Here is a 22,167-nt window from a genome sequence, read left to right as displayed (position 1 = left end):
TAGCAGAGCGTCCTATCTATTTGTTTTTCCGTGAATGAGGATGCGCAATGAGAAGAATTGGCAGTGTTGATGCCTTCCGGGTAGCCGAGCGCATGCGATAGCCCTTCTCCCTGCCTCTTCAAATGATATCGATTATCGTTCTTGTCGGTAACGTCCGTGAACGTGCCGCGATCCGTTCGATTGGGCGGCGGGGCTTCACATCAAAATGATACAGGACTAAAATGGTCCTCAATCGAACATGAGGGGGAGATATCCCCGGGGAGTCAGGCCTTGCTCAAGCTTTCGCGGCTGACCGACTACGCCGCCGTGGTGATGGCGCAGATTGCCCGTCACCCGGAACAGCCCCACGCCGCCGCGGAGCTTGCCGAGGCGGTCCAGCTGCCCCATCCCACGGTCAGCAAGACCCTGAAGATGCTGGTGCGCGCCGGCCTGCTGGAGTCGCGCCGTGGCGCCCAGGGGGGATACTCCCTGGCGCGCCCCGCGTCCCGGATCACCGCCAGCGACATCATTTCCGCCATCGAGGGGCCGGTGGCGATGACCGAGTGCAGCCAGGCCGGCGGCGACTGCGACCTGGCCGCCACCTGCGGGGTCGCGGACAACTGGCAGCGGGTCTCGCTGGCCATCCGTACGCTGCTCGACAGCGTGACCCTGGCCCACCTGGCCGACACCAGCCCGATCAAGCTGCCGGTGCAGCTGCCCATTCAGAGCGTGAGTCTGGCCGCCGAGGCCTGACGCACCCCGAGCACTCACTACCCGAGGCGAGCCTCGCTCGCCGACCCAACCGCCCGGGAGGGGGACACATCATGGCAACTCAGGAAATGGAACAGCTTGTCCGTCGCGAGTACAAGGAAGGCTTCGTGACCGACATCGAGAGCGACACGGTACCGCCCGGCCTGGACGAGAGCACCATTGCCTTCATCTCGAACAAGAAGGGCGAGCCGGAGTGGATGCTGGAGTGGCGCCTCAAGGCCTACCACCAATGGCTGAAGATGACGCCGCCCTCCTGGGCGCACCTGGACTATCCGCCCATCGACTACCAGGCGATCTCCTACTACAGCGCGCCCAAGCGTGACGAGGACCGTCCCCAGAGCCTCGACGAGGTGGACCCCAAGCTGCTCGAGACCTACGAGAAGCTGGGCATTCCCCTGCACGAGCGGGCGGCCCTGGCCGGCGTGGCGGTGGATGCCGTCTTCGACTCCGTCTCGGTGACCACCACCTTCAAGGAGAAGCTTCACGAGGCGGGCGTGATCTTCTGCTCCATCTCCGAGGCGATCCGCGACTACCCGGAACTGGTCAAGCAGTACCTGGGCAGCGTGGTCCCCCAGGGGGACAACTACTTCGCGGCGCTGAACTCGGCGGTGTTCACCGACGGCTCCTTCGTCTTCGTCCCGGAAGGCGTGACCTGCCCCATGGAGCTCTCCACCTACTTCCGCATCAACGCCGCCAACACCGGCCAGTTCGAGCGTACCCTGATCGTCTGCGAGAGCCGTGCGCAGGTCTCCTACCTGGAGGGCTGCACCGCGCCGCAGCGTGACGAGAACCAGCTGCATGCGGCGGTGGTGGAGCTGGTGGCGCTCGAGGATGCCTACATCAAGTACTCCACCGTGCAGAACTGGTACCCCGGCGACGAGGACGGCAAGGGTGGCATCTACAACTTCGTCACCAAGCGGGGCGACTGCCGGGGCGACCGCTCGCGCATCAGCTGGACCCAGGTGGAGACCGGCTCGGCGATCACCTGGAAATACCCCTCCTGCGTGCTGCGCGGCAAGGACAGCATCGGCGAATTCTACTCCGTGGCGGTGACCAACGGCCGCCAGCAGGCCGATACCGGCACCAAGATGATCCATATCGGCGAGGGCACGCGCTCGAGCATCATCTCCAAGGGCATCTCCGCCGGCCGCAGCAACCAGTCCTATCGCGGCCTGGTGAAGGTGGGACCGCGGGCCAGGGGCGCGCGCAACTTCACCCAGTGCGACTCCCTGCTGATCGGCGACCAGTGCGGCGCCCATACCTTTCCCTATCAGGAGATCGGCAACAGCACGGCCACCGTCGAACACGAGGCCACTACCTCCAAGATCGGCGAGGACCAGCTGTTCTACTGCCAGAGCCGCGGCATCTCCGAGGAGGACGCGGTCAGCATGATTGTCAACGGCTTCTGCAAGGACGTCTTCCAGGAACTGCCCATGGAGTTCGCCGTGGAGGCCGAGGCGCTGCTGAACGTTACCCTCGAAGGTGCTGTGGGTTAAGGCGCTACTGCGCTCGGTCACTCGGTGTGGGAGGCCCTCCCCGGCATGCTCATTGAGCAACAGTCAACTCCGCTGCACTCGTCGGGCCTCCGCCTTGATTGACCGTCGCTCATGACGCGCCTCTGGCGCAGTGGAATGCATCATTTTTTCGGGTCGCGGTGGCGGCTCGCCAAAATCGAAAAGGTAGTCAACATGCTCGAAGTCAAGGATCTGCACGTCACGGTCGAGGGTTCCGAGATCCTCAAGGGCCTCACCCTGACCATCAACGCCGGTGAAGTCCACGCCATCATGGGCCCCAACGGGGCCGGCAAGTCGACCCTCTCGGCGGTGATCGCCGGCAAGGACGGCTACGAGGTGACCAAGGGCTCGATCACCTTCGAGGGCCAGGACGTGCTTGAGATGGAGATCGAGGAGCGGGCCCGTGCCGGCCTGCTGCTGGGCTTCCAGTACCCGGTGGAGATCCCCGGGGTGAAGAACATCTACCTGCTCAAGGCGGCGCTGAACGCCCAGCGTGAGGCGCAGGGCCTGGGCGAGATCCCGGCACCGGAGTTCATGAAGCTGATCAAGGAGAAGGTCGCCTCGATGAAGATGGACACCAGCTTCCTGCAGCGTGCCGTCAACGAGGGCTTCTCCGGCGGTGAGAAGAAGCGCAACGAGATCCTGCAGATGCTGGTGCTGCAGCCCAGGCTCGCGATGCTCGACGAGATCGACTCGGGCCTGGACATCGACGCCATGAAGGTGGTCGCCGACGGCGTCAATTCCTTGCGTGCCGAGGACCGGGCCATCCTGCTGGTGACCCACTACCAGCGCCTGCTGGACTACATCGTACCGGATCGCGTGCATGTGCTGGTCGATGGGCGCATCGTCAAGAGCGGCGATGCCGAGCTTGCCCGTGAACTCGAGAGCCGTGGCTATGACTGGGTGCAGGAGGAGACCGCCGCATGAGTGATGCAGTGCAGAGCGACGTGCAACGCTTCCTCGACCGGCTGGACGAGCACCGCGCCGGTCGCGGTGCCGAGCCGACCTGGATCGCCGCCCGGCGCCAGGCGGGGGCCGCGCGCTTCGAGGCGCTGGGCTTTCCCCACCGGCGCATCGAGGAGTGGAAGTACACCGACGTGCGGGCCATCGCCCGCGGCGACTTCCGCCTGGCCACGGAGGCCGACTTCTCCCCGGCCACGGCGGCGCGACTGACCCTGCCCATGGAGGCCCACCGGCTGACCTTCGTCGACGGCGTCTTCGCCCCGGCCTTGTCGAGGCTCGACGACCTGCCCGCTGGCGTGCACCTGGTGCCGCTCTCTCGTGCACTCGAGGAGAACCACGAGGCGGTGGGCGGCCCGCTGGGTCGGCTCACCGGGGTCGAGTTCTCGCCTTTCGCGGCGCTCAATACCGCCTTCATGGACGAGGGCGCCGTGCTTCGCCTGGCGCCGGGCACCGTGGTGGAGAAGCCGATCATCCTGCAGTTCCTCTCCCGTGAGGGCGAGGCGCCGGTGATGAGCCACCCGCGCATCCTGCTCGAGATGGCCGGGCGCAGCCAGGCCACGGTCATCGAGCACCATGTGGGCGAGGAGCAGGCCGCCAACTTCACCAACCTGGTGGAGGAGATCATCCTCGACCGCGGCGCGATCCTCACCCACTTCAAGCTGCAGGAGGCGCCGCTTTCCGACCTGCACGTGGCCAGCATCCACATCGAGCAAGCCCGCGACAGCCGCTACACCTCGTTCAACCTGAACCTGGGCGGCGGCCTGGTGCGCAACGACCTGGTGGCCGAGCTCAACGGCGAGGGGGCCGAGGCCAACTTCAACGGCCTCTTCTACGGCCAGGGTCGCCAGCACGTGGACAACCACACCCTGGTCAACCACAACGCGCCCCACACCTTCTCCCACGAGAACTACAAGGGCATCCTCGACGACCGCGCCCATGGCGTGTTCAACGGCAAGGTGATCGTCAAGCGCGACAGCCAGAAGATCGAGGCCGAGCAGAGCAATGCCAACCTGCTGCTCTCCGACCGCGCCGAGATCGACACCAAGCCTGAGCTCGAGATCTACGCCGATGACGTCAAGTGCGCCCACGGCGCCACTACCGGCCAGCTCGACGAGGAGGCGGTGTTCGCCCTGCGCACCCGCGGCATCGACGAGCAGACGGCCCGCGGCCTGCTGACCCTGGCGTTCGCCGGCGAGGTGCTGGAGCAGGTCGACCTCGACGCCATCTCCGAGCGGGTCGAACTGGCCGTGGCGGGCAAGCTGCCCGAGCGCTTCAACCTGGCCGGCCTGGTGGAAACCGCCGCCGCCCTGAACGAGGAGTGAGCCATGGCCGACTTCAGCGACCTGACGCTGGACGTGGTGAAGGTGCGACGCGACTTCCCGATCCTCGACCGGGAAGTCCACGGCAAGCCGCTGGTCTACCTGGACAACGCCGCCACCAGCCAGACCCCGCGCCAGGTGATCGCGATGTTCGACGACTACTACGGTCGCTACAACGCCAATATCCATCGCGGGCTGCATACTCTGGCCGACGAGGCCACGGCGGCCTTCGAGGGGACCCGGGAGACGGTGCGTGCCTTCCTGAACGCGGACGAGACTCGCGAGATCGTCTTCACCCGCGGCACCACCGAGGCGATCAACCTGGTGGCCAACAGCTGGGGGCGCGTCAATCTCGGCCCCGGTGACGAAGTGCTGATTTCCCGCCTCGAGCACCACTCCAACATCGTGCCCTGGCAGCTGCTGGCCGGCGAATTGGGATTCGCCATCAAGGTGATCCCGGTGGACGAGCGCGGCGTGCTGGACATGGCGGCGTATCGCGACCTTTTCACCGAGCGCACTCGGCTGGTGGCGGTGAACCACATCTCCAATGCCTTCGGCACCATCAACCCGGTTCGCGAGATGGCGCGGGTGGCCCACGAACACGGCGCCCGGATCCTCGTCGACGGCGCCCAGGCCGCCCCCCACCAGGCCATCGACGTGCGTGACATCGATGCCGACTTCTATGCCTTCTCCGGCCACAAGGTCTACGGGCCGACCGGCGTGGGCGTGCTCTACGGCAAGGCCGGGCTGCTCGAGGCGATGCCGCCCTGGCAGGGGGGCGGCGAGATGATCCGCACGGTCTCCTTCGAGACGCCCACTACCTTCGCCGACATCCCCCACAAGTTCGAGGCCGGTACGCCGGCCATCGCCGAGGTGATCGCCCTGGGGCGTGCCCTGCAGTGGGTCCAGGAGATCGGCCTCGAGCTGATCGGTGCCTGGGAGGCCAGGCTGCTCGAGCATGCCACCGAGGGCGTGCAGGGCATCGAGGGGCTGCGCGTTCTGGGGACTGCACCGGACAAGGCGGGCGTATTGTCGTTCGTGGTCGACGGGGCGCACTCCCAGGACATCGGGCTGCTGATCGACCAGCTCGGCGTGGCGATCCGGACCGGCCATCACTGCGCCCAGCCGCTGCTGGCACAGTTCGGGCTGGACGCCACCTGCCGAGCATCCTTCGCCGCCTACAACACGCCCGAGGAGATCGACGTCTTCGTCGAGGGGCTCGAGCGCGTCGTTGGCATGCTGCGCTGAGGCCTATCAAGGAGCGACATGAGCGATATCGAGCAGATTGCCACCCTCCACAAGGGCCAGGAGCTGCCCCTGCAGCGTGACGTGGAGGCGATCTCCATTCCCTTCGGCAAGACCGTGACCCTGCCGGAGGACAGCGTCGTGAACGTGATGCAGGCCAAGGGCAGCACGGTCAGCGTGGGCTTCGAGGGGCGTCTCTACCTGATCGAGGGGGCCAACCTGGATGCCCTGGGCCTCGAGGCGCTGCCTCGGCCGACCCTGCCCGAGGATGCCTCGGAGGAGGAGATCGAGCAGTTCGTGTGGGACCAGCTGCGCACCTGCTTCGACCCCGAGATCCCGGTCAACATCGTCGACCTCGGGCTGGTCTATGGCTGTCGCATCGAGCGGCTGATCACCGGCGAGCGCATCGTCACCATCCGCATGACCCTGACCGCGCCAGGCTGCGGCATGGGCGACGTGATCGCCGCCGATGCCCGCAACAAGATCCTCGGTGCCCCGCAGATCAGCAAGGTCCATACCGAGATCGTCTTCGATCCCCCCTGGAGTCGTGAGATGATGAGCGACGAGGCCAAGCTGGAACTCGGGATGTTCTAGCGCCTGCTCCGGGGAGCGCGATGCACCGGCCATTCTGGAAGGTCTTCAAGGCGGTATTGATGTCGCTGGGAGCGCTTGCGCTCCTGGCGACATTGCTGTTCGCGCTGGCCAACTTCTATGTGCTGGGCCGTACCCAGGGGAAGATCGAGGACGAGTTGTCGCAGTGCGGCAGCGAGCCCGTGGGCATCGTCTTCGGGACCTCCCACTGGACACGCAGCGGGACGCGCAATCCGCACTTCGAGGGGCGCATGGGCGCCGCCGCCCACCTGATCCATCTCGGGCGGGTCGACCACCTGCTGATCTCCGGCGACAACAGCACCCGCTACTACAACGAGCCGGTGACCATGTGGCGAGACCTGCGGGGGCGAGACGTGCGCGACGAGGACATGACCCTGGACTATGCCGGCTTCAGCACCTTCGACACCCTGGCCAGGGCGCGTGATGTCTTCGGCGTGGAGCGGGCGCTGCTGGTCACCCAGGCGTGGCACCTGCCGCGGGCGCTGTTCATCGGCGAGGCTCTGGGGCTCGAGGTGAGGGGCTGCGCGGCGCCCGAACGCGCCGTGACCGGGCTCTGGCGGCTCAAGCTTCGCGAATGGGTGGCGCGAGTGGCCACCTTGGGGGATCTCTACCTGTGGGAGCGCGAACCGCACTTCCTGGGGCCGCTCGAACCCTTGCAGATCATGCCCCGGGAACGTGACCGTCTGCTGCTCCCGCCGGGGGTGATCAACGCTTCTGACGCTGCTTCTGAAGACGATACAGCTCGCGGATCAGCGCCCGACAGCCCTTCCAGCACTCCTCGATGACCGGCTCCATCGGCTCGGGCAGGGGGTGGGTGAACAGCGTCGAGAGCGCCTGCATCAGCACCCGCTCCTGTTCCAGCAACTCGCCGATCACCACCTGGCTCTCATTGCCGACGAAGCTCTTCAGCCGGCTCCACAGCCACATGTAGTCGTCGCGCTCGACATCGGCATCGCGGGGCAGCAGGTTGAGATGCTTGCGTGACAGCTCCTGGAGCTCGTGCATCGACTTCGCCCGCGCCTCGTAGTGGGGCTTCAGGCTGTCGCGCAGCGAGGGACGCAGGCGCTCCAGATTGTCCTGAAAGTAGTCGATGCTGTCGGCCATCGCCTCGAGGGCACTGTCCATCGCCACCTGGCGATTGTCGAGAAACATGAGCGGTCACCTCCTCCGGTGACGCAGATTGTGGGGCTGTCGCCTCCCATTTGCCACCCCCGGGGATCAATAAATTGCCGGTTCCCCGTTAGCCTTTGGGCTGAAAATTCAGCCCTTGGGGCGGGGTGGGACCTTGTGTCGCGGGGCGGCATTCTTCTCCAGGTGCTCGATGATCAGCCCGGCAATGTCCTTGCCGGTGGCCGTCTCGATACCCTGCAACCCTGGCGAGGAGTTGACCTCCATGATCACCGGGCCGTGGTTCGAGCGCAGCAGGTCGACGCCGGCTACCCGCAGCCCCATGGCCTTGGCGGCACGGATCGCCGTGGAGCGCTCCTCCGGGGTGATGCGTATCACGCTGGCACTGCCGCCGCGATGCAGGTTGGAACGGAACTCGCCCTCGGCGGCCTGGCGCTTCATCGAGGCCACGACCTTGTCGCCGATCACCAGGCAGCGGATATCGGCGCCCTTCGCCTCCTTGATGTACTCCTGCACCATGATGTTGGCCTTCATGCCCATGAAGGCCTGGATCACGCTCTCGGCGGCCTGGTTGGTCTCGGCCAGCACCACGCCGATGCCCTGGGTGCCCTCCAGCAGCTTGATGACCAGCGGGGCGCCCCTGACCATGGTGATCAGGTCGGGAATGTCGTCCGGGGAGTGGGCGAAGCCGGTGATCGGCAGCCCGAGCCCCTTGCGCGACAGCAGCTGCAGCGAGCGCAGCTTGTCGCGGGAGCGGGTGATCGAGACGTTGTCGTTGATCACATAGGTGCCCATCATCTCGAACTGGCGCAGTACCGCACAGCCGTAGAAGGTGATCGAGGAGCCGATGCGCGGGATCACCGCGTCGAAGGGCTCGAGCTCCTTGCCCTTGTAGTGGATCGAGGGGTGGTGCGAGGCGATGCTCATGTAGCAGCGCAGGGTATCGACCACTCGTGCGGTGTGGCCGCGCAGTTCGGCCGCCTCGATCAGGCGCCGCGTGGAGTAGAGGTTGCGATTGCGGGACAGCAGCGCGATATGCATTCGGGGCTCCAGGGTCGATGGCCGGGAAGGGTCAGGGTTCGCCATGCAGGAAAGCCACGCCGGGCGCCACCAGCAGGCGGCGCAGGGCCCGGCGGCCCAGCAGCATGGGGTGGCGCATGTCGCGGCGGTCGGTCAGGCTCAGCTCCACGGGGAACTCCAGGCTGCCCAGTTGCATCGTCGTGCGGATCACGTAGCGCCATTCGGCCTGGCCGTTGGAACTGGTCACCCGCCGGCGGTCATGCAGGTGCATGCGGTGGACGTGGGCCGGCGTGCCGGGGCCGCCGCTGCGGGTCGTGAAGCCGACCCAGAGATGGCCGTCCTCCTCGTAGGACTCGATGTCCTCGGCATGCAGCGCCGAGGTCCTGGCGCCGGTATCGGCCTTGGCGCAGAGCGTCAGGTGCAATTCCGGCAGGGTGACCATCTCGCGGCGGCCGATCACCGCCTTGGGCGTGTAGGGCAGTTCTTTCATCATCTCGCTCCCAGGTCTCTGCACTCAGCGTGACAGGCCGGCCAGGCGGCGGCCGATGGCGGAGTCCGGCCCGGCCTCGCGCAGCGTCATCAGCAGCGGCAGGCGCAGTCGCGGGATCAGCGCCAGGTCACGGGCCACCGCCATGAAGTCGGCCCCGGGGGTCTCGGCCAGGCGGGCGAGGAAGCGGGGCAGGCGCTCGGCATCCTCCAGGTGGTGCCAGCCGCGCCCGGCGATCGCCGCCAGCAGATCGGGGCCGCAGGCGTCGGGATCATCAAGCAGCACGTCGAACCAGGCGCCGGCCAGCTCGCGCGAGGCGCCGCCCATGGCGCGCACGCAGGCGCAGAAGGCCTCGATGTCCCCGTCGCGGCCCGCCGCCTCGCCGCGACGGCGCAGGGCGAGGGCCAGGTCGTCGGCAATCGACACATGCTCCAGACAGTAGCACAGCGAGGTCAGCACCTCGCCGGGCAGGGTGTCGAGGCGAGCCGCCAGCGTCCGGCTCGAGGCCGCATCCAGGCGTACCGCGAAATCAGCCAGGCCCTGCAGGCCCAGGGCTCGCCAGTCGATCGCCTGCTGCCCGGTCAGGTAGGCCTCGACCGGCTCGAAGTGCTGGCTGGCGGGGAGGCCCGCGTCCAGGCTGGCACGCGCATGCAGCACGGCCTGGAAGGGCAGCGCGGGGCTGAAAGCCAGGGGGTTGTCCTTCATCAGGTTGTCGATCCCGGCACTCTCCGTGCGCCCCAGGCCCTGCACGCTGTGGCCGAGGGTCTCCAGCAGGCGCTGCACGAAGGCGTCCCGCGGGGCCGGGTCGAGATGGCCCTGCTCGTCCAGCGGCAGGGCCAGGAACCAGATCAGCGGGTCCTCCAGGTCGCCCAGGCGAAAGACCATGGCCAGGCGTGCCGTTCCCTGCCAGGGAGCCGGCCAGGCCAGGTCGCCGGCCTCGAAGGCGGCCAGGGTGTCGAGCGAGCAGGGCTCGACCCGGCGGCCCAGGTGGTAGAGCCTCACCTCGGCACCGCTGCGCAGGAAGAAGTCGTGAAGGCTGTGGATCGGTTGCATGCTCTCTCCGGGTCAGGAACCGTGCACTCTACCGCGGTGTCGGGGTGCTGTCAGCCGCCCGTGAGGGTCCTCGTCGCGATCCGTCGTTGGTCAGTTGTTGACCAGTCTGCGCCATGGCCCATGGGAAGCGGCCAGGCGAGATCTTTCCAGTGTTTATCCACAGGCCCGTTCAGGATATCTGTGCACTGTGCACAAGATGGCTGGTCGGGCAGTGGAGGCCTCGCGGGGTGGCCAGCGGCGGGGCCGAACGGGGATAATGGTTCCACATGCACCGACGAGACTGCCCATGACCGTTCACGACGAACTCGGCACCGCCCTGCGCGAGCTCGAGGCCACCATGAAGGCCGCCAGCCTGTGGCGCATGGAGCGACCCGAGCCGGACGCCTTCCGCAGCGTTCAGCCGTTCTGCATCGACACCATGACGCTGCCCCAGTGGCTGCGCTTCGTGTTCATCGTGCGCCTGGAAGCCCTGGTCGAGTCGCGCTCGCCGATGCCGGCGACCTGCGACGTCGCCCCCGCGGTGGACGCCTGGCTGCAGCAGGAGGGCGCGCGGGCCAGCGACCGGCTGCTGATGTGCAAGGTGGTCGAGGAGATCGACCGCCTGGTCACCGAGAACTGATGCCGCCGGAAGCCTGATATGCCCTACTACTTTGCCTATGGCAGCAACATGAACCCCGCCCGGGTCGCGGCCCGCATCGGCCCTACCCGCCGGGTGCTGGCCGGCGTGCTGCAGGACCATGCGTTGCGCTTCGACAAGGCGTCCCGGGTGGCGGGCATCGCCCACGCCAACGTGGTGCCCCGGCCGGGCGAGCGCGTGGAGGGGGCGCTGTTCGAGCTCGAACACGCCGGGCAGATCCGGTGCATGGACCCCTTCGAGGGCTATCCCCGGGAGTACGACCGTCACCGCTTGCCGGTCGTGACTCGCGACGGGGCCATCGACGCCTGGGTCTATATCGCCGCGCCGGGCACCACCGCCGAGGCGCTGCGCCCGGCGCGGGAGTATCTCGAGCACCTGCTGGCCGGAGAGCCCTTCCTCAGTGCCGCCTACCATGCGCGCCTCTCGGCGGTGGAGGCGGTCGCCGGGCTCGACGAAACGACCCTGGCGGCGCTGGGGCTCTCGCGCCACTCGTCCCGCTAGCTGACTGTCGGCGCCGAACGCAACGAGGCCCGCCGAATGGCGGGCCTCGTCGTGTCGGGCGGCGATCAGAAGCGGAAGCTGAGGCCCGCCATCACCACCACCGGGTCGATCTCGACCGTGCCGATGTCGTCACCGTTGAGGCTGGCATCGGTGTCGATATCCAGGTACCAGGCGGCGGCGTTGAGCGCCCAGTTATCGTCGATCAGCAGGTCGACGCCCAGCTGACCGGCGGCGCCCCAGGAGTCGTCCAGCTCGAGACTGGCGCCAGGTACTCCGGGTACATTGATCTCCTCATCCGAGAAGCGGGTGTAGTTGACGCCGATGCCGGCATAGGGCTGGACACGGGCGTCGGTGCCGCCCAGCGGGTAGTACTGCAGGGTCAGGGTCGGCGGCAGATGGTCAGTGGAGCCGTTCGCTATCTCTGCGCCACCGGCACTCAGGGTGAAGTCATGGTCGAAGGGCTCCGCGGCCAGCAGCTCCACGCCCAGCTTGTCGGTAAAGCGATAGCCCAGAGTAAAGGCAAAGGCGCTATCGTCCTCGACGTCTACGTCAAACTTGCCGAGTGCGGTATCTACTTCGCCGTTGTCGCTCTTGGGCTCAACCTTGGCCACGCCCACGCGGGTGAAGAAGTCGCCGGCGCCGTAGGCGAAGGCCTGGGTGCTGGCGATGAAGGCGGCCGACGCGATGCCGGCGGCGAGCAGGGTGGGAAGGGCGGTCTTGCGCATGGATCGACTCCTGGTTGACGAGGGTGCGGCCTCTTGCCGCAACGGAACCTGTGAGCAGTCTATCGCGGGCGCGCCGGGGCATTATTGATCCAGCGCAAGGGTTGGTCGTCAGTGGCATGAAGGGGCTGACAGCAGGACGCCGTGCTCATGGCCCGGGGTCCTGCGGTGTGGCGTCGGTATCGTCGCTCAGAAGTGGTAGGTCACGCCGCCCCCGACGGTCACCGGGTCGACCTCGGCCTCGCCGATCTGCGTGCCCCCCGACTCGATGTCGGCGCTGACGTCGGCATAGTTGGCGAAGCCGTTGAGCCTCAGGTTGCGGGTCACGGCGAGGTCGACGCCGAGCTGGCCGACGGCGCCATAGGAGCTCTCGACATCGACGCCGCCGGGCTCACCGGAGAAGCGGGTATAGTTGACGCCCACGCCGGCATAGGGCTGGACGGGGGAGTCGAGGCCCCCCAGCGGGTAGTAGTTGGCCATCAGGTTGACGGGCATGCGATCGACGCTGCCTGCCGAGGCGCCGTCCAGGGTCAGGCCATGCTCGAATTCCTCGCTGCCGTTGAGCTCGACGCCGAGCCTGTCGGTGAACAGGTAGCCGAGCCCATAGGTGAAGCCGCGCTCGCCCTCGATGGTCAGCTCGCTGCCGCCGAGATTGCCGTTGTCTGAGCCCTCGGGTTCCGTCTTGGCGATGCCGCCGCGGACGAAGATGTCGCCGGCGCCATAGGCCAGCGCCGCCTGGCTGGCGAAGGTGCAACCGGCGGCGAGGGCGATGGCCGGGATCAGTCGTGTCGTGCGCATGGGATGAATCCTCCCTTTCCTGGTGTCCCGTGCCTGACGCCCCGAAAGGAGCGCAGCGCCGGATGATCTATCTAGGTTCCGATTATAAAAACGGTGTTTATACAAGTCTTGTAAAAAATTGTCATGACCTCGATAGCCTATAAGGCCCGATGTCATCGGCATTCTCCTGTCGCCGTTGGGCGACAGGGCGTCTCCGTCGTGCAATGTCCGTACAAGAAAATACTGCCATCTGGCGCCGGGGCTCGCATCCTAGCCGTGGATCGTCTTGACTGTGGGCAGGCGACAAGGAGAGCCGAGATGGAGACCAACACACGTCGACGCCTGCCCGGCGTGACCCTGGGGGCGATGCTGCTGGCGGCGGCACTGGCGCTGTGGCTGCTGTGGCAGCCCGCCCTGATCAGCACGCTGCCCATGGCCTTGCGCCTGCCACTGATCGGGCTGGGGGTCTGGGCGCTGGGCGCGGCCTTCATGGCACCGATGGGGCTGGAGGCGCAACAGTTCTGGCTGAGGCGGATGACCACGCCCCCCTGGAGCCTGGTGGCGCTCGGCGCCTTCGCCCTGGTGCTGCTGGTGCGGGCGGTCATGGCCTGATCCGCTGCAGCGGGCAGTGCGCCGCTTTTGGGAAGACGTGCCACCCGGAAACAAGGAAAGCCGCCCGAGGGCGGCTTTCCTGCGTGTGCGCCAGCCAGTCACGGACCGCGATGCCTGACACCCCCGATAACAGCAAGGGCTCCCGGAGGAGCCCTTTAGCTTGAGTGCGTTAGACGCGTTCTCGCGCTCTGTTAGCGACTGATCTGCTGGTACTCACCGGCGTCGGCAGTCACGCTGCTCACCACCAGGATGGCGATGAAGGCAGCGATGAAGCCAGGAATGATCTCGTACACGCCGGGACCTCCCATGAACGAGCCGTTCCAGCCCAGCGAGATCCAGAGCATGACGGTGACGGCACCCACCACCATGCCCGCGAGGGCGCCAGCGCCGTTGGTGCGCGACCACATCAGCGACAGGATGATCAGCGGGCCGAACGCCGCACCGAAGCCGGCCCAGGCGTTACTGACCAGCCCCAGAACCTGAGAGGTCGGATCGGACGCAATGACGGCGGCAACCAGACCCACCACAACGACGCTGCCCCGGCCAACGGCGACGACCTCCTTCTCCGTCGCCTCCTTGCGCAGGAACAGGCGGTAGAAGTCCTCGGTCAATGAGGAGGACGACACCAGAAGCTGGCTGGATATGGTACTCATGATCGCAGCAAGCAGTGCCGCATAGAGGAAGCCGGTGATCAGCGGATGGAATAGCAGATCCGCCAGGATGATGAAGATCGTTTCCGGGTCCTGGACATCCATGCCATTGCGGACCGCATAGGCCCGGCCGAACACACCCAGAGAGATCGCGCCGACCAGGGAGATGAGCATCCAGCTCATGCCGATGTTACGGGCAATGGGAACATCCTTCTGAGACCGGATGGCCATGAAGCGCACGATGATGTGCGGCTGCCCGAAGTACCCCAGCCCCCAGGTCACGGCAGACAGCCAGCCGACAATGGTCAGTCCCTCCGTCCACGACAGAAGCGAAGGATCGACCTCATTCAGGGTCTGGGAGGCCTGGGAGAAACCGCCGCCACCCTCGCCAAAGAGCACCACTGCCGGCATGATCACCAGGGCCAGCATCATGATGCAGCCCTGCACGAAGTCCGTCATGCTCACGGCCAGGAAGCCGCCAACCACCGTGTACACAAGCACCACGCCCAGGGTGATGACGACGCCCGACGCGTAGTCGCTCATGCCACCAATGTTGAGAACGCCGGCAAACGCGCTTTCGAACAGCTTGCCGCCTGCCACCAGGCCTGAGGCCGTGTACACCGCGAAGAAGATCACGATGACGATAGCGGATACCGTTCTCAGCGGAATGGCCTGAGTCGGGAACCGGTTTCCCAGGAATTCCGGAATGGTGATCGCATCATTATAGTGAAGCGTCTGCTCGCGAAGGCGAGGTGCGACCAGCGTCCAGTTGAAGAACGCACCCACGAGCAGGCCGATACCGATCCAGGCAGACCCCAGCCCCGATACGAACATCGCCCCGGGGAGGCCCAGCAGCAACCAGCCACTCATGTCCGAAGCGCCAGCCGACAGGGCCGCCACTTGTGGACTGAGCTGTCGGCCACCCAGCATGTAATCCTCAGAGGTGGACGTGGACTTGCGCATGGCATAAAAGCCGATGGCGATCATGAGCGCAAAGTAAGCGAAGAGACTGATCCAAACGCCAGTAGCCATAGAAACTTCTCCCGTTTATTGGGCCGGATGTAGCTCCGACATCTTGTTGGTAGGCATGCCGGCCAGAACACTGGTGGCGAGCACCACGATCGGGCCGGGCGCTAGCGTGAGGCCGTTGGTGGCATTGTTTTCCATCATGAGGGGGTTCCTTCAGTTTCTTGTTGATGATGAGTGAGGTTCACTCGTCTCCCAGCGCAAGCAGTGACGCATTGCCACCCAGGGCGGCGGTGTTAACGGTCACTGTCTTCTCGGTGGCGAATCGCAGCAGGTAGTGCGGCCCGCCGGCCTTGGGTCCGGTGCCGGAGAGCCCCTGGCCGCCGAATGGCTGAACGCCGACCACGGCACCGATGATATTGCGGTTGACGTAGACATTGCCAACACGCACCTTCCGGGCGATCTCCTCGGCGAAGGATTCGTTGCGGCTGTGCACGCCGAAGGTCAGGCCATAGCCTCGCCCGTTGATGGCGTCGACCACCCGGTCGATCTCGCTGGCCTTGTAGCGCACGATGTGCAGTACAGGGCCGAACTGCTCGCGCTCCAGCGCCTCGATGCCGTCGATCTCGAAGGCCACCGGCGCGACGAAGGTGCCGTCGGCGGTCTGTGCCGGATCGAGCCGTGTCTCGGCCACCAGGCGACCCTCGCCCTTGAGCCTGTCGATATGGGCGGTGAGTCCCTGGCGGGCGTCCTCGTCGATCACCGGGCCCACGTCGGTCCCCAGATCGCGGGGATCGCCGACCTGCAGCTCGTCCATGGCGCCCTTGAGGATCTCGATGACCCGGTCGGCCACGTCCTCCTGGAGGTAGAGCACCCGCAAGGCCGAGCAGCGCTGGCCGGCACTCTGGAAGGCCGAACGCACCGCGTCCACCACCACCTGCTCGGGCAGGGCGGTGGAATCGACGATCATGGCGTTCATGCCGCCGGTCTCGGCGACCAGCGTGGGCAGCGGGGCATTGTCGCGCGCGGCCAGGGCGCGGTTGATGATCTGGGCGGTGTCGGTGCCACCGGTGAACACGACCCCGGTGATGCGCGGGTCGCTGGTCAGCACGCTGCCCACAGTGGGGCCGTCGCCGGGCAGCAGCTGCACCACGTCGCGGGGCATGCCGGCCTCGTAGAGCAGCTCGATCACCCGATGGGCGATCAGCGAGGTCTGCTCGGCGGGCTTGGCGAGCACGGTGTTGCCGGCCACGGCGGCGGCGACCAGCTGGCCGCAGAAGATCGCTACCGGGAAGTTCCAGGGGCTGATGGCGGCAAACACCCCCTTGCCGCCCATCATCAGGTCGTTGGATTCGCCGGTCGGCCCGGGCAGGCGGGTCGGCGCGGCGAAGAGCTCCTCGGCCTTCATGGCGTAGTAGCGGCAGAAGTCCACCGCCTCGCGCACCTCGTCGATGCCGTCGGTGAGCAGCTTGCCGCCCTCCCGGGAGCAGAGCGTCATCAGCTCGGCCATGTGCGCTTCCATCAGGTCGCCGAGGCGGCGCACGATGGCGGCGCGTTCTGCCACCGGCGTCGCCTCCCAGCGCGGGAAGGCCGCCCAGGCGGCGTCGAGGGCCTTGCCGGCCTGCTCCCGGGTGGTCCACTGGACGGTTCCGACCTGGCGGCGGCGGTCGTAGGGACAGGTGACCTCATGGGTATTGGTCGGGTCGCCCTTCACCTCGAAGGCCAGCAGGGGGCCGGCCTGCCAGGTCTTGTCCATGGTCTTCGCCATGGCGTCCATCAGCGGCTGGTACTGGCTGCGGATGTTGAGGTCGAAGCCACGGGAGTTGCGACGCGCGGGGCCATAGATGTCGGCCGGGAGCGGGATCTGCGGGTTCGCGAAGCTGCCGTACTGGCGCAGGGTGTCCACCGGGTGGACGCAGAGCGACTCCACCGGCACCTTGGGATCCACCAGCTGGTGCACGAAGGAGGAGTTGGCGCCGTTCTCCAGCAGGCGTCGCACCAGGTAGGGCAACAGGTCCTTGTGAGCCCCCACCGGCGCATAGATGCGGCAGTAGGTGCCTTGGGGGGCGCGCTTGAGGGCGGCATCATAGAGCGCCTCGCCCATGCCATGCAGGCGCTGGAACTCGAAGGCCCGGGTGGCCTCGTTGGCCTGCTCGAGGATGGTGCTGATGGTATGGGCGTTGTGGGTGGCGAACTGCGGGAAGATGCGCCCGCGGGTCGCGTCGGAGAGCAGGAAGCGGGCGCAGACCAGGTAGGCGACGTCGGTGGAGGCCTTGCGGGTGAAGACCGGGTAGCCATCGACGCCGAGCTGCTGGGACTCCTTGATCTCGGTGTCCCAGTAGGCGCCCTTGACCAGGCGCAGCGGGATCTCGTCGCCCTGGGACTCGGCCAGGCGGTTGATGTAGTGCAGCACCGGCAGGGCGCGCTTGGAGTAGGCCTGGACTACCAGGCCGAAGTGGCCCCAGCCCTTGCAGGTCTCGCTCTCGTAGACGGCGCGGAACACCTCCAGGGAGATCTCCAGGCGGTCGACCTCCTCGGCATCGATGGTCACCGCGACGCCACGCTCGCGGGCCAGGGCGGCGAGTTCGCGCACGCTGCTGACCAGCTCGCGCAGCACCTGCTCGCGGCGGCCAAACTCGTAGCGCGGGTGCAGGGCCGAGAGCTTGATGGAGATCGAGGGCGAAGGGGTCTTCGACGACAGCCCCTTGCTGGTCTTGCCGACCTGCTCGATAGCGCGGGCATAGTCGTCGAAATAGCGCCGGGCATCGGCCCGGGTGCGGGCGGCCTCGCCGAGCATGTCGTAGGAGTAGGTGTAACCCTTGTCGAACAGCGGCTTCGAGCGCTTCAGCGCCTCGTCGATGTCACGGCCGAGCACGAACTGCTTGCCCATGATCTTCATGGCCTCGAGCATGGCGCGGCGGATCACCGGTTCGCCCATGCGGTTGACCATCTTGTTGATGAAGTTCGATGGCCTGCCCTCGCGGGGCTTGTCCATGGTCACCACGCGCCCCGTCATCAGCAGGCCCCAGGTGGAGGCGTTGACCATCCAGGACTCGCTCTTGCCGACGTGGGCCTTCCAGTCGGCCGGGCCCAGCTTGTCCTCGATCAGGGCGTCGGCGGTGGCCTTGTCGGGAATGCGCAACATGGCCTCGGCCAGGCACATCAGCATCAGCCCCTCGTGGGTGTCCAGGCTGTACTGCTGAAGCAGCTCGTCGATGGTGTCGACGGCGGTGTCCATCTCGCGGACCTCGCGCACCAGTTCGGCGGTCTTGCCGGCGATGCGCCGGAAGTCCTCGCTGTTGGCATCGAGGACCTTGACCAGTTCGCCGACGAAGGCATTTTCGTCGACCACGTAGTGGTCACTGATGCGCGCGAAGAGGGTGTCGAGTTCCTGTCGCCAGGTGGTGGCGTCGAGCATGGTGTGGGCGTTGAGCATTCAGGTCCCCCGGTTGTAACCCGTCGTCAGAGGGCAGGACCCGGCCGCTGCGGCGATGCGTCGCAGGCGGGCGCGGGGCATCCGTTGAGGGTAGGGCGGCACACGGTGTCCTGCTTGTCGAATTCCTGGCCCGATTTCACGATTCCACGGTTTTTGGCCGCAGAAGGGTTGAATTTTCGACCTTGGTCTAACGGCATGGGGCGGACGAGGCGAGCCGTTGGCCCCCGGCGCGGCGCAGCTGGCTGGGGGGGTGGCCGAAGGCCTGGCGGCAGGCCCGCGACAGGGCACTCTGGCTGGTGAAGCCGGTCAGGGCGGCGATCTCTGAGAGCGGTAGGTGGCTCTGCTGCAGCATCTGCCTGGCACAGTCCAGTCGGCGGCGCATGACGTACTGCCAGGGGGAGAGCCCCGTGCGCTGGCGGAAACGTTCGCTGAAGTGCGCCTCGCTCAAGCAGGCCTCGGCGGCCAGGTCAGCCACGCGCAGTCGGCTGCCCAGGTGGCGGTCGATGAAGCGGTCGAGGGCGGTCAGGTCGAGGGGGCGGCCCGGTGCCGGCGGCTCGGTGGCCAGCCGGGCATGCAGGGAACCCAGCAGGGTGCCGGCCAGGCGCTCGTGATGGATGGGATCGATGGACGCCTGGCGCGAGAGCAGGCTGAGCTCATGGAGCAGGAAGTCCAGGTAGTGGCGCAGCGAGGTGTCGAGCGCGAAGAAGCGCGGGGCATCGAATAGCCGAACCAGTTCGTGGTGATGTCCGGTGACCGCGAAGGCATCGCTGGGCAGGTCGAGGATCAGCTGGCGGTTGTCACCGGTCCCGGCATAGTAATGCATGTGGTTGGCCGGCACGATGCATCCCGAGAAGGCCGAGATGGAGCCTCCCAACCCCTCGATCTCGAATTCCGCCTCGCCGCGCAGGCCGATCACGATCTGGTGGAAATCGTGGGCATGGTGATGGATCGCGGTATCGAGCGGGATCTGGCGGATGGCACTGGTCATGGACGGCCTCCGGCTGGGCATGTCAGGGACATGACACCACAGTCTACCGGATGGTTCTTCAACGCTGGGCTCAGTCCTGGCGGCGCTGCAGCGAGGTATGCGCCGCCAGGTGGTCGCGCAGGGCCGCGAGCTCCTCCTGGCCGGTGGCGTCGAGCAGCGGCTTCCCGCGCGTCACGCGGCCATGGCGCCCGTGCTCGTCCATCAAGCGCTGGGCGCGGCGTCGGATCCCGTCCAGGTAGTCGTCATGGCGGATTGGATAGCCGATGATGGCGTTCCATTCGGTCTCGCCGACGCGACTCTCCAGTGCCTTGTCGAACAGTTCCAGCAGGTGCTCGGGCTCGGTGCGGTAGCGCGGGGTGCCGGAGAGCATCAGCAGGGCAATCATGCCGCCGAAGATGACCAGGCAGACGACGAGGACCAGCAGGAACAGGGCCATGATTCGCGACTCCGGATGGCCGGGCCCGGTCGCTGCCGGGCCCGGGGGTGCGCGGGATGTCAGGACATCGGAATGTCGAGGATCTGGCGGGCCTGCTGCCAGGTGGCGACAGGTCGGCCGTGCTGCTCGCACATCTCGGCGACGTGCTGGACAAGGGCCGCATTGGAGGGGGCCAGGGTGTCCTTGTCAAGACGCACGTTGTCTTCCAGCCCCGTACGGGTATGGCCACCGGCGGCGATCGACCATTCGTTGAGGGTCTTCTGGTGAGCGCCGATGCCGGCACCGCACCACGGGGAGCCAGGCGCCAGGCTGCCGGTGATCGCCACGCAGATGATGCAGGGGTTGCTCATGGGATCTGTCCTCAATAGCGTTGACCAGAGGGCGGGCCGCTCGATGGCCCGACGGCAGGCTGCTGCCTGGTCTCGTTATCCGTTACCGTCACCCGCCGCTCGCGGGGGCGGGCGAGTATCAGGGCGCAGGTCTCGAGCCTACCACGCTCGTGTTCGAGGCATCCGGCGCCAAGTCCGATGGGGTCGGCAGGCATGCCTTGCGTGATGGCGTCCGGTCGGTAGGGGCCCCGTGACGCTGACGACAGCAAATCCAATGAGTTATGGCCACCCTTGAGGCATGCGCGAAGGTGAAGGGATAAGGTCGGTACGGGAAGGGGAGGGCCTGGAGCGGGTGAAGGGAATCGAACCCTCGTCTTAAGCTTGGGAAGCTTCTGCTCTACCATTGAGCTACACCCGCGAGGCGATTTCGATAGTAAAACCAATCGGTTAGCCTTTGCAAGCCGTCCCCGGACTTTTTTGCTCCCTTCTCGCTAAGTCCCTGTTTTTCTCTGTCTTACCGCAAGTATTAGACACTCACCCGCCCGGAGAGCGTCCCGGCAGCGATATTTTTTTTCTGCCTGACGAACTTTTCTCCGTGACGCTGTCTGAATGGGCGTAGGCAGCAACGCGATAGCAGTCGCTAACACTGTTGCCTCGGCTTGCACTTTCGATCTTGCCGCCCCATGCCTCATGGGGCGGCTTTTCTTTGTCGGGACACTGTACACGACGACACCCGGCGCCAGGCCGGGTGTCGAGAGGCGGGCAGGAAGGGTCAGGCGTGGCGCATGCGCAGCAGTGCGCTGAGCACGTCGCGGCGGGTGACGATGCCCACCAGTCGGTTCTGTTCGACCACCGGGTAGACCTTGGGCTTGGCGCCGAGCATCTCCTGGGCCAGGTCGGTGATGCTCTTGTTGGGCGGCACCGAGAGCACTTCGTTGCGCATCAGTTCCCGAACCAGCGGTGGCTCATCGTTGAGGTAGGAGCTTTCCAGCACCTTGCCCATCACATCCTGCTCGGAGATGAAGCCGATCAGGTGGTCCCGCTCGTCGACCACGGGTACCCCGGGCAGGCGATGCAGCGCCAGGCCTTCGGCCAGGGTGGAGACCGAGGTCTTGCCGGTGACCCGGTAGCAGTCGCGGGACATGATCTCGCGCACGGTGGTGGGGGCCTTGTTGGGCATGGCGTGTCTCCTTGTGCCGGACAGTAATGGCCTGGGCTGCAGCCAGCGTTCTCGATGCCAGGCACGGGCCGCAGCCGTGTCTCGTTTCCAGCATAGCCGAATCGCGGGACTCTCCGGTACGCGCACCGCCAACGTTTCTCCACGCTGGCCGGGGCCTTCGGCCAGCGGTCAGGAACCCGGCCTCGGTTCCCGGCTCCAATGTGACACACTCTGGAACACGGGCCGGCCGCGGCGCCGGCGTGTCACCATCAAGGGAGTTACCTCATGGATGCTCGGGAGTACATGGCCAAAAAGGGGCTGGACGGTGAGCGAGACCAGGAGCGCCCCAACACCCTGGAAGAGAAGGCCTGGTCGCGGGCCCGGGAAGCCGGGGAACACCGTCCCCGCGCGGGGACCCCTTTCGACTGGGAAGAGTGGGAGCGCTACCACGAGACGCTGGCCGAAGGGGCCGACGCTCTCGACCAGAAGATCGACCACGAGGCCCATCGCCGGGCACTCGAGCACGAGTCCAACGAGGCCGTTCAGCACTTCACCCCGGCGGCGGGTGACCGGGTCAGGGTCGACCGGACATCGGAATCGCCCGCCCGTGACGAGGGGCAGGCACCGGCCGCCGAGCCGCGCCTTGCCCTGCATGCCCTGGCGGTACTGCTGCCGCCGCTGGCGGTCGGTCTCTCGCGGGGGGGTGGGGGGCGTGTCGTGGCCAGCCTGGCGCTGACCCTGCTGGGCTGGCTGCCCGGCGTCGTGCATGCGCTCTGGTGGCTGCGCCACTCTCCGCGCTGACGGGGCGGATCACGCTGCTGTGCTTTGCTCGGCGCGCCTGACGGGTATAATCCGCGTCAACC

Annotated in this window: 24 protein-coding genes and 1 tRNA gene; 11 read left to right on the top strand and 14 right to left on the bottom strand. The window is 66.6% G+C overall.

Annotated features, from left to right (window positions below):
• Window positions 1–270: 270 nt before the first annotated feature.
• The 7 genes from QLQ86_RS15300 (at window position 271) to QLQ86_RS15270 (ending at window position 7,188) form a co-directional block, all read left to right on the top strand.
• Window positions 271–732: an SUF system Fe-S cluster assembly regulator gene (locus tag QLQ86_RS15300; RefSeq protein ID WP_152484299.1), complete on the top strand. Its 462-nt coding sequence runs from the start codon at window positions 271–273 to the stop codon at window positions 730–732.
• A 71-nt stretch (window positions 733–803) separates the two neighbouring features.
• Window positions 804–2,246, top strand: coding sequence for a Fe-S cluster assembly protein SufB (gene sufB, locus QLQ86_RS15295; RefSeq protein WP_282733685.1), 1,443 nt, complete (start codon window positions 804–806; stop codon window positions 2,244–2,246).
• Between the two features lie 192 nt (window positions 2,247–2,438).
• Entirely contained in the window at window positions 2,439–3,191 is a 753-nt protein-coding gene (gene sufC, locus QLQ86_RS15290; RefSeq protein WP_106229035.1) for a Fe-S cluster assembly ATPase SufC, read from the top strand.
• The gene (sufD, locus tag QLQ86_RS15285) at window positions 3,188–4,549 is read left to right on the top strand and encodes a Fe-S cluster assembly protein SufD (RefSeq protein ID WP_282817519.1); all 1,362 of its coding nucleotides are present in this window, start codon (window positions 3,188–3,190) and stop codon (window positions 4,547–4,549) included. The genes sufC and sufD overlap by 4 nt, the downstream gene beginning before the upstream one ends.
• A 3-nt stretch (window positions 4,550–4,552) precedes the next feature.
• Window positions 4,553–5,794 carry an aminotransferase class V-fold PLP-dependent enzyme gene (locus QLQ86_RS15280; protein WP_282817518.1) on the top strand — a complete coding sequence of 414 codons (1,242 nt, stop codon included), beginning with the start codon at window positions 4,553–4,555 and terminating at the stop codon, window positions 5,792–5,794.
• An 18-nt stretch (window positions 5,795–5,812) separates the two neighbouring features.
• A complete protein-coding gene (gene sufT, locus QLQ86_RS15275) occupies window positions 5,813–6,385 on the top strand; it encodes a putative Fe-S cluster assembly protein SufT (protein ID WP_282733689.1) in 573 nt (190 codons plus the stop codon).
• 20 nt (window positions 6,386–6,405) lie between these two features.
• Window positions 6,406–7,188: a SanA/YdcF family protein gene (locus tag QLQ86_RS15270; protein WP_282817517.1), complete on the top strand. Its 783-nt coding sequence runs from the start codon at window positions 6,406–6,408 to the stop codon at window positions 7,186–7,188.
• Here the strand turns inward: QLQ86_RS15270 and QLQ86_RS15265 are convergent.
• From QLQ86_RS15265 to QLQ86_RS15250, 4 genes are all read right to left on the bottom strand, one after another.
• Complete coding sequence (locus QLQ86_RS15265) at window positions 7,109–7,555, bottom strand: hypothetical protein (protein ID WP_282733691.1); 447 nt, start codon at window positions 7,553–7,555, stop codon at window positions 7,109–7,111. The genes QLQ86_RS15270 and QLQ86_RS15265 overlap by 80 nt on opposite strands.
• A 108-nt stretch (window positions 7,556–7,663) precedes the next feature.
• Window positions 7,664–8,572: a 30S ribosomal protein S6--L-glutamate ligase gene (gene rimK, locus QLQ86_RS15260; RefSeq protein WP_282733692.1), complete on the bottom strand. Its 909-nt coding sequence runs from the start codon at window positions 8,570–8,572 to the stop codon at window positions 7,664–7,666.
• A 31-nt stretch (window positions 8,573–8,603) separates the two neighbouring features.
• Window positions 8,604–9,041: an ATP-dependent zinc protease family protein gene (locus tag QLQ86_RS15255; protein ID WP_282817516.1), complete on the bottom strand. Its 438-nt coding sequence runs from the start codon at window positions 9,039–9,041 to the stop codon at window positions 8,604–8,606.
• Window positions 9,042–9,065: 24 nt separating this feature from the next.
• Window positions 9,066–10,091, bottom strand: coding sequence for a DUF3549 family protein (locus tag QLQ86_RS15250; RefSeq protein WP_282817515.1), 1,026 nt, complete (start codon window positions 10,089–10,091; stop codon window positions 9,066–9,068).
• A 286-nt stretch (window positions 10,092–10,377) separates the two neighbouring features.
• Between QLQ86_RS15250 and QLQ86_RS15245 the strand changes: the two genes are divergently transcribed.
• Window positions 10,378–10,710: a YqcC family protein gene (locus tag QLQ86_RS15245; protein ID WP_282733695.1), complete on the top strand. Its 333-nt coding sequence runs from the start codon at window positions 10,378–10,380 to the stop codon at window positions 10,708–10,710.
• Window positions 10,711–10,728: 18 nt separating this feature from the next.
• Window positions 10,729–11,229, top strand: coding sequence for a gamma-glutamylcyclotransferase family protein (locus tag QLQ86_RS15240; protein WP_282817514.1), 501 nt, complete (start codon window positions 10,729–10,731; stop codon window positions 11,227–11,229).
• A gap of 65 nt (window positions 11,230–11,294) precedes the next feature.
• On the opposite strand, the gene QLQ86_RS15235 is transcribed toward QLQ86_RS15240, so the two are convergent.
• Both QLQ86_RS15235 and QLQ86_RS15230 read right to left on the bottom strand, forming a co-directional pair.
• On the bottom strand, window positions 11,295–11,954 hold the full coding sequence (locus QLQ86_RS15235; protein ID WP_282817513.1) for an OmpW/AlkL family protein: 660 nt from the start codon (window positions 11,952–11,954) through the stop codon (window positions 11,295–11,297).
• A gap of 186 nt (window positions 11,955–12,140) precedes the next feature.
• A complete protein-coding gene (locus QLQ86_RS15230) occupies window positions 12,141–12,749 on the bottom strand; it encodes an OmpW/AlkL family protein (protein WP_282817512.1) in 609 nt (202 codons plus the stop codon).
• 297 nt (window positions 12,750–13,046) lie between these two features.
• On the opposite strand from QLQ86_RS15230, the gene QLQ86_RS15225 reads away from it, so the two are divergent.
• Window positions 13,047–13,340 carry a hypothetical protein gene (locus tag QLQ86_RS15225; protein ID WP_282817511.1) on the top strand — a complete coding sequence of 98 codons (294 nt, stop codon included), beginning with the start codon at window positions 13,047–13,049 and terminating at the stop codon, window positions 13,338–13,340.
• A 191-nt stretch (window positions 13,341–13,531) separates the two neighbouring features.
• Here the strand turns inward: QLQ86_RS15225 and putP are convergent, their stop codons facing one another.
• The 8 genes from putP to QLQ86_RS15185 form a co-directional block, all read right to left on the bottom strand.
• Window positions 13,532–15,022, bottom strand: a complete 1,491-nt coding sequence (gene putP, locus QLQ86_RS15220; protein ID WP_282817510.1) for a sodium/proline symporter PutP — start codon at window positions 15,020–15,022, stop codon at window positions 13,532–13,534.
• Between the two features lie 15 nt (window positions 15,023–15,037).
• Window positions 15,038–15,160 carry a hypothetical protein gene (locus tag QLQ86_RS15215; protein WP_282817509.1) on the bottom strand — a complete coding sequence of 41 codons (123 nt, stop codon included), beginning with the start codon at window positions 15,158–15,160 and terminating at the stop codon, window positions 15,038–15,040.
• A 40-nt stretch (window positions 15,161–15,200) separates the two neighbouring features.
• Window positions 15,201–18,392 carry a bifunctional proline dehydrogenase/L-glutamate gamma-semialdehyde dehydrogenase PutA gene (putA, locus tag QLQ86_RS15210; RefSeq protein ID WP_282817508.1) on the bottom strand — a complete coding sequence of 1,064 codons (3,192 nt, stop codon included), beginning with the start codon at window positions 18,390–18,392 and terminating at the stop codon, window positions 15,201–15,203.
• A gap of 187 nt (window positions 18,393–18,579) precedes the next feature.
• Window positions 18,580–19,380 carry an AraC family transcriptional regulator gene (locus QLQ86_RS15205; RefSeq protein ID WP_282817507.1) on the bottom strand — a complete coding sequence of 267 codons (801 nt, stop codon included), beginning with the start codon at window positions 19,378–19,380 and terminating at the stop codon, window positions 18,580–18,582.
• A gap of 70 nt (window positions 19,381–19,450) precedes the next feature.
• On the bottom strand, window positions 19,451–19,816 hold the full coding sequence (locus tag QLQ86_RS15200) for a hypothetical protein (protein ID WP_282733704.1): 366 nt from the start codon (window positions 19,814–19,816) through the stop codon (window positions 19,451–19,453).
• Window positions 19,817–19,875: 59 nt separating this feature from the next.
• Window positions 19,876–20,166 (bottom strand): 3-keto-5-aminohexanoate cleavage protein, encoded by a 291-nt coding sequence (locus tag QLQ86_RS15195; RefSeq protein ID WP_282817506.1) that lies wholly within the window; start codon window positions 20,164–20,166, stop codon window positions 19,876–19,878.
• A 323-nt stretch (window positions 20,167–20,489) separates the two neighbouring features.
• Window positions 20,490–20,563: transfer RNA gene (locus tag QLQ86_RS15190), tRNA-Gly, on the bottom strand.
• Between the two features lie 354 nt (window positions 20,564–20,917).
• Window positions 20,918–21,325 carry a CBS domain-containing protein gene (locus tag QLQ86_RS15185; RefSeq protein WP_282733706.1) on the bottom strand — a complete coding sequence of 136 codons (408 nt, stop codon included), beginning with the start codon at window positions 21,323–21,325 and terminating at the stop codon, window positions 20,918–20,920.
• A gap of 264 nt (window positions 21,326–21,589) precedes the next feature.
• Here QLQ86_RS15185 and QLQ86_RS15180 point away from each other — a divergent pair, with 264 nt between their 5' ends.
• The gene (locus QLQ86_RS15180) at window positions 21,590–22,105 is read left to right on the top strand and encodes a YqaE/Pmp3 family membrane protein (protein WP_282817505.1); all 516 of its coding nucleotides are present in this window, start codon (window positions 21,590–21,592) and stop codon (window positions 22,103–22,105) included.
• The last annotated feature ends 62 nt before the right edge of the window (window positions 22,106–22,167 follow it).

The sequence above is a fragment of the Halomonas rhizosphaerae genome (genome assembly GCF_030012485.1).
Classification (GTDB): Bacteria; Pseudomonadota; Gammaproteobacteria; order Pseudomonadales; family Halomonadaceae; genus Halomonas; species Halomonas rhizosphaerae.
Note: the sequence above shows the minus strand (reverse complement) of the source record. Positions and strands in the feature narration are given on the sequence as shown.

What these genes read in the sequence shown, in the direction of transcription:
- sufT (WP_282733689.1), top strand. Translation starts at nt 5,813, where the DNA reads ATGAGCGATATCGAGCAGATTGCCACCCTCCACAAGGGCCAGGAGCTG.
- QLQ86_RS15240 (WP_282817514.1), top strand. Translation starts at nt 10,729, where the DNA reads ATGCCCTACTACTTTGCCTATGGCAGCAACATGAACCCCGCCCGGGTC.
- putP (WP_282817510.1), bottom strand. Translation starts at nt 15,022, where the DNA reads ATGGCTACTGGCGTTTGGATCAGTCTCTTCGCTTACTTTGCGCTCATG.
- sufC (WP_106229035.1), top strand. Translation starts at nt 2,439, where the DNA reads ATGCTCGAAGTCAAGGATCTGCACGTCACGGTCGAGGGTTCCGAGATC.
- QLQ86_RS15205 (WP_282817507.1), bottom strand. Translation starts at nt 19,380, where the DNA reads ATGACCAGTGCCATCCGCCAGATCCCGCTCGATACCGCGATCCATCAC.
- QLQ86_RS15270 (WP_282817517.1), top strand. Translation starts at nt 6,406, where the DNA reads ATGCACCGGCCATTCTGGAAGGTCTTCAAGGCGGTATTGATGTCGCTG.
- QLQ86_RS15255 (WP_282817516.1), bottom strand. Translation starts at nt 9,041, where the DNA reads ATGAAAGAACTGCCCTACACGCCCAAGGCGGTGATCGGCCGCCGCGAG.
- QLQ86_RS15280 (WP_282817518.1), top strand. Translation starts at nt 4,553, where the DNA reads ATGGCCGACTTCAGCGACCTGACGCTGGACGTGGTGAAGGTGCGACGC.
- QLQ86_RS15180 (WP_282817505.1), top strand. Translation starts at nt 21,590, where the DNA reads ATGGATGCTCGGGAGTACATGGCCAAAAAGGGGCTGGACGGTGAGCGA.
- QLQ86_RS15225 (WP_282817511.1), top strand. Translation starts at nt 13,047, where the DNA reads ATGGAGACCAACACACGTCGACGCCTGCCCGGCGTGACCCTGGGGGCG.
- QLQ86_RS15215 (WP_282817509.1), bottom strand. Translation starts at nt 15,160, where the DNA reads ATGATGGAAAACAATGCCACCAACGGCCTCACGCTAGCGCCCGGCCCG.
- QLQ86_RS15250 (WP_282817515.1), bottom strand. Translation starts at nt 10,091, where the DNA reads ATGCAACCGATCCACAGCCTTCACGACTTCTTCCTGCGCAGCGGTGCC.
- QLQ86_RS15245 (WP_282733695.1), top strand. Translation starts at nt 10,378, where the DNA reads ATGACCGTTCACGACGAACTCGGCACCGCCCTGCGCGAGCTCGAGGCC.
- QLQ86_RS15185 (WP_282733706.1), bottom strand. Translation starts at nt 21,325, where the DNA reads ATGCCCAACAAGGCCCCCACCACCGTGCGCGAGATCATGTCCCGCGAC.
- sufB (WP_282733685.1), top strand. Translation starts at nt 804, where the DNA reads ATGGCAACTCAGGAAATGGAACAGCTTGTCCGTCGCGAGTACAAGGAA.
- QLQ86_RS15235 (WP_282817513.1), bottom strand. Translation starts at nt 11,954, where the DNA reads ATGCGCAAGACCGCCCTTCCCACCCTGCTCGCCGCCGGCATCGCGTCG.
- putA (WP_282817508.1), bottom strand. Translation starts at nt 18,392, where the DNA reads ATGCTCAACGCCCACACCATGCTCGACGCCACCACCTGGCGACAGGAA.
- QLQ86_RS15200 (WP_282733704.1), bottom strand. Translation starts at nt 19,816, where the DNA reads ATGGCCCTGTTCCTGCTGGTCCTCGTCGTCTGCCTGGTCATCTTCGGC.
- QLQ86_RS15265 (WP_282733691.1), bottom strand. Translation starts at nt 7,555, where the DNA reads ATGTTTCTCGACAATCGCCAGGTGGCGATGGACAGTGCCCTCGAGGCG.
- sufD (WP_282817519.1), top strand. Translation starts at nt 3,188, where the DNA reads ATGAGTGATGCAGTGCAGAGCGACGTGCAACGCTTCCTCGACCGGCTG.
- QLQ86_RS15230 (WP_282817512.1), bottom strand. Translation starts at nt 12,749, where the DNA reads ATGCGCACGACACGACTGATCCCGGCCATCGCCCTCGCCGCCGGTTGC.
- rimK (WP_282733692.1), bottom strand. Translation starts at nt 8,572, where the DNA reads ATGCATATCGCGCTGCTGTCCCGCAATCGCAACCTCTACTCCACGCGG.
- QLQ86_RS15195 (WP_282817506.1), bottom strand. Translation starts at nt 20,166, where the DNA reads ATGAGCAACCCCTGCATCATCTGCGTGGCGATCACCGGCAGCCTGGCG.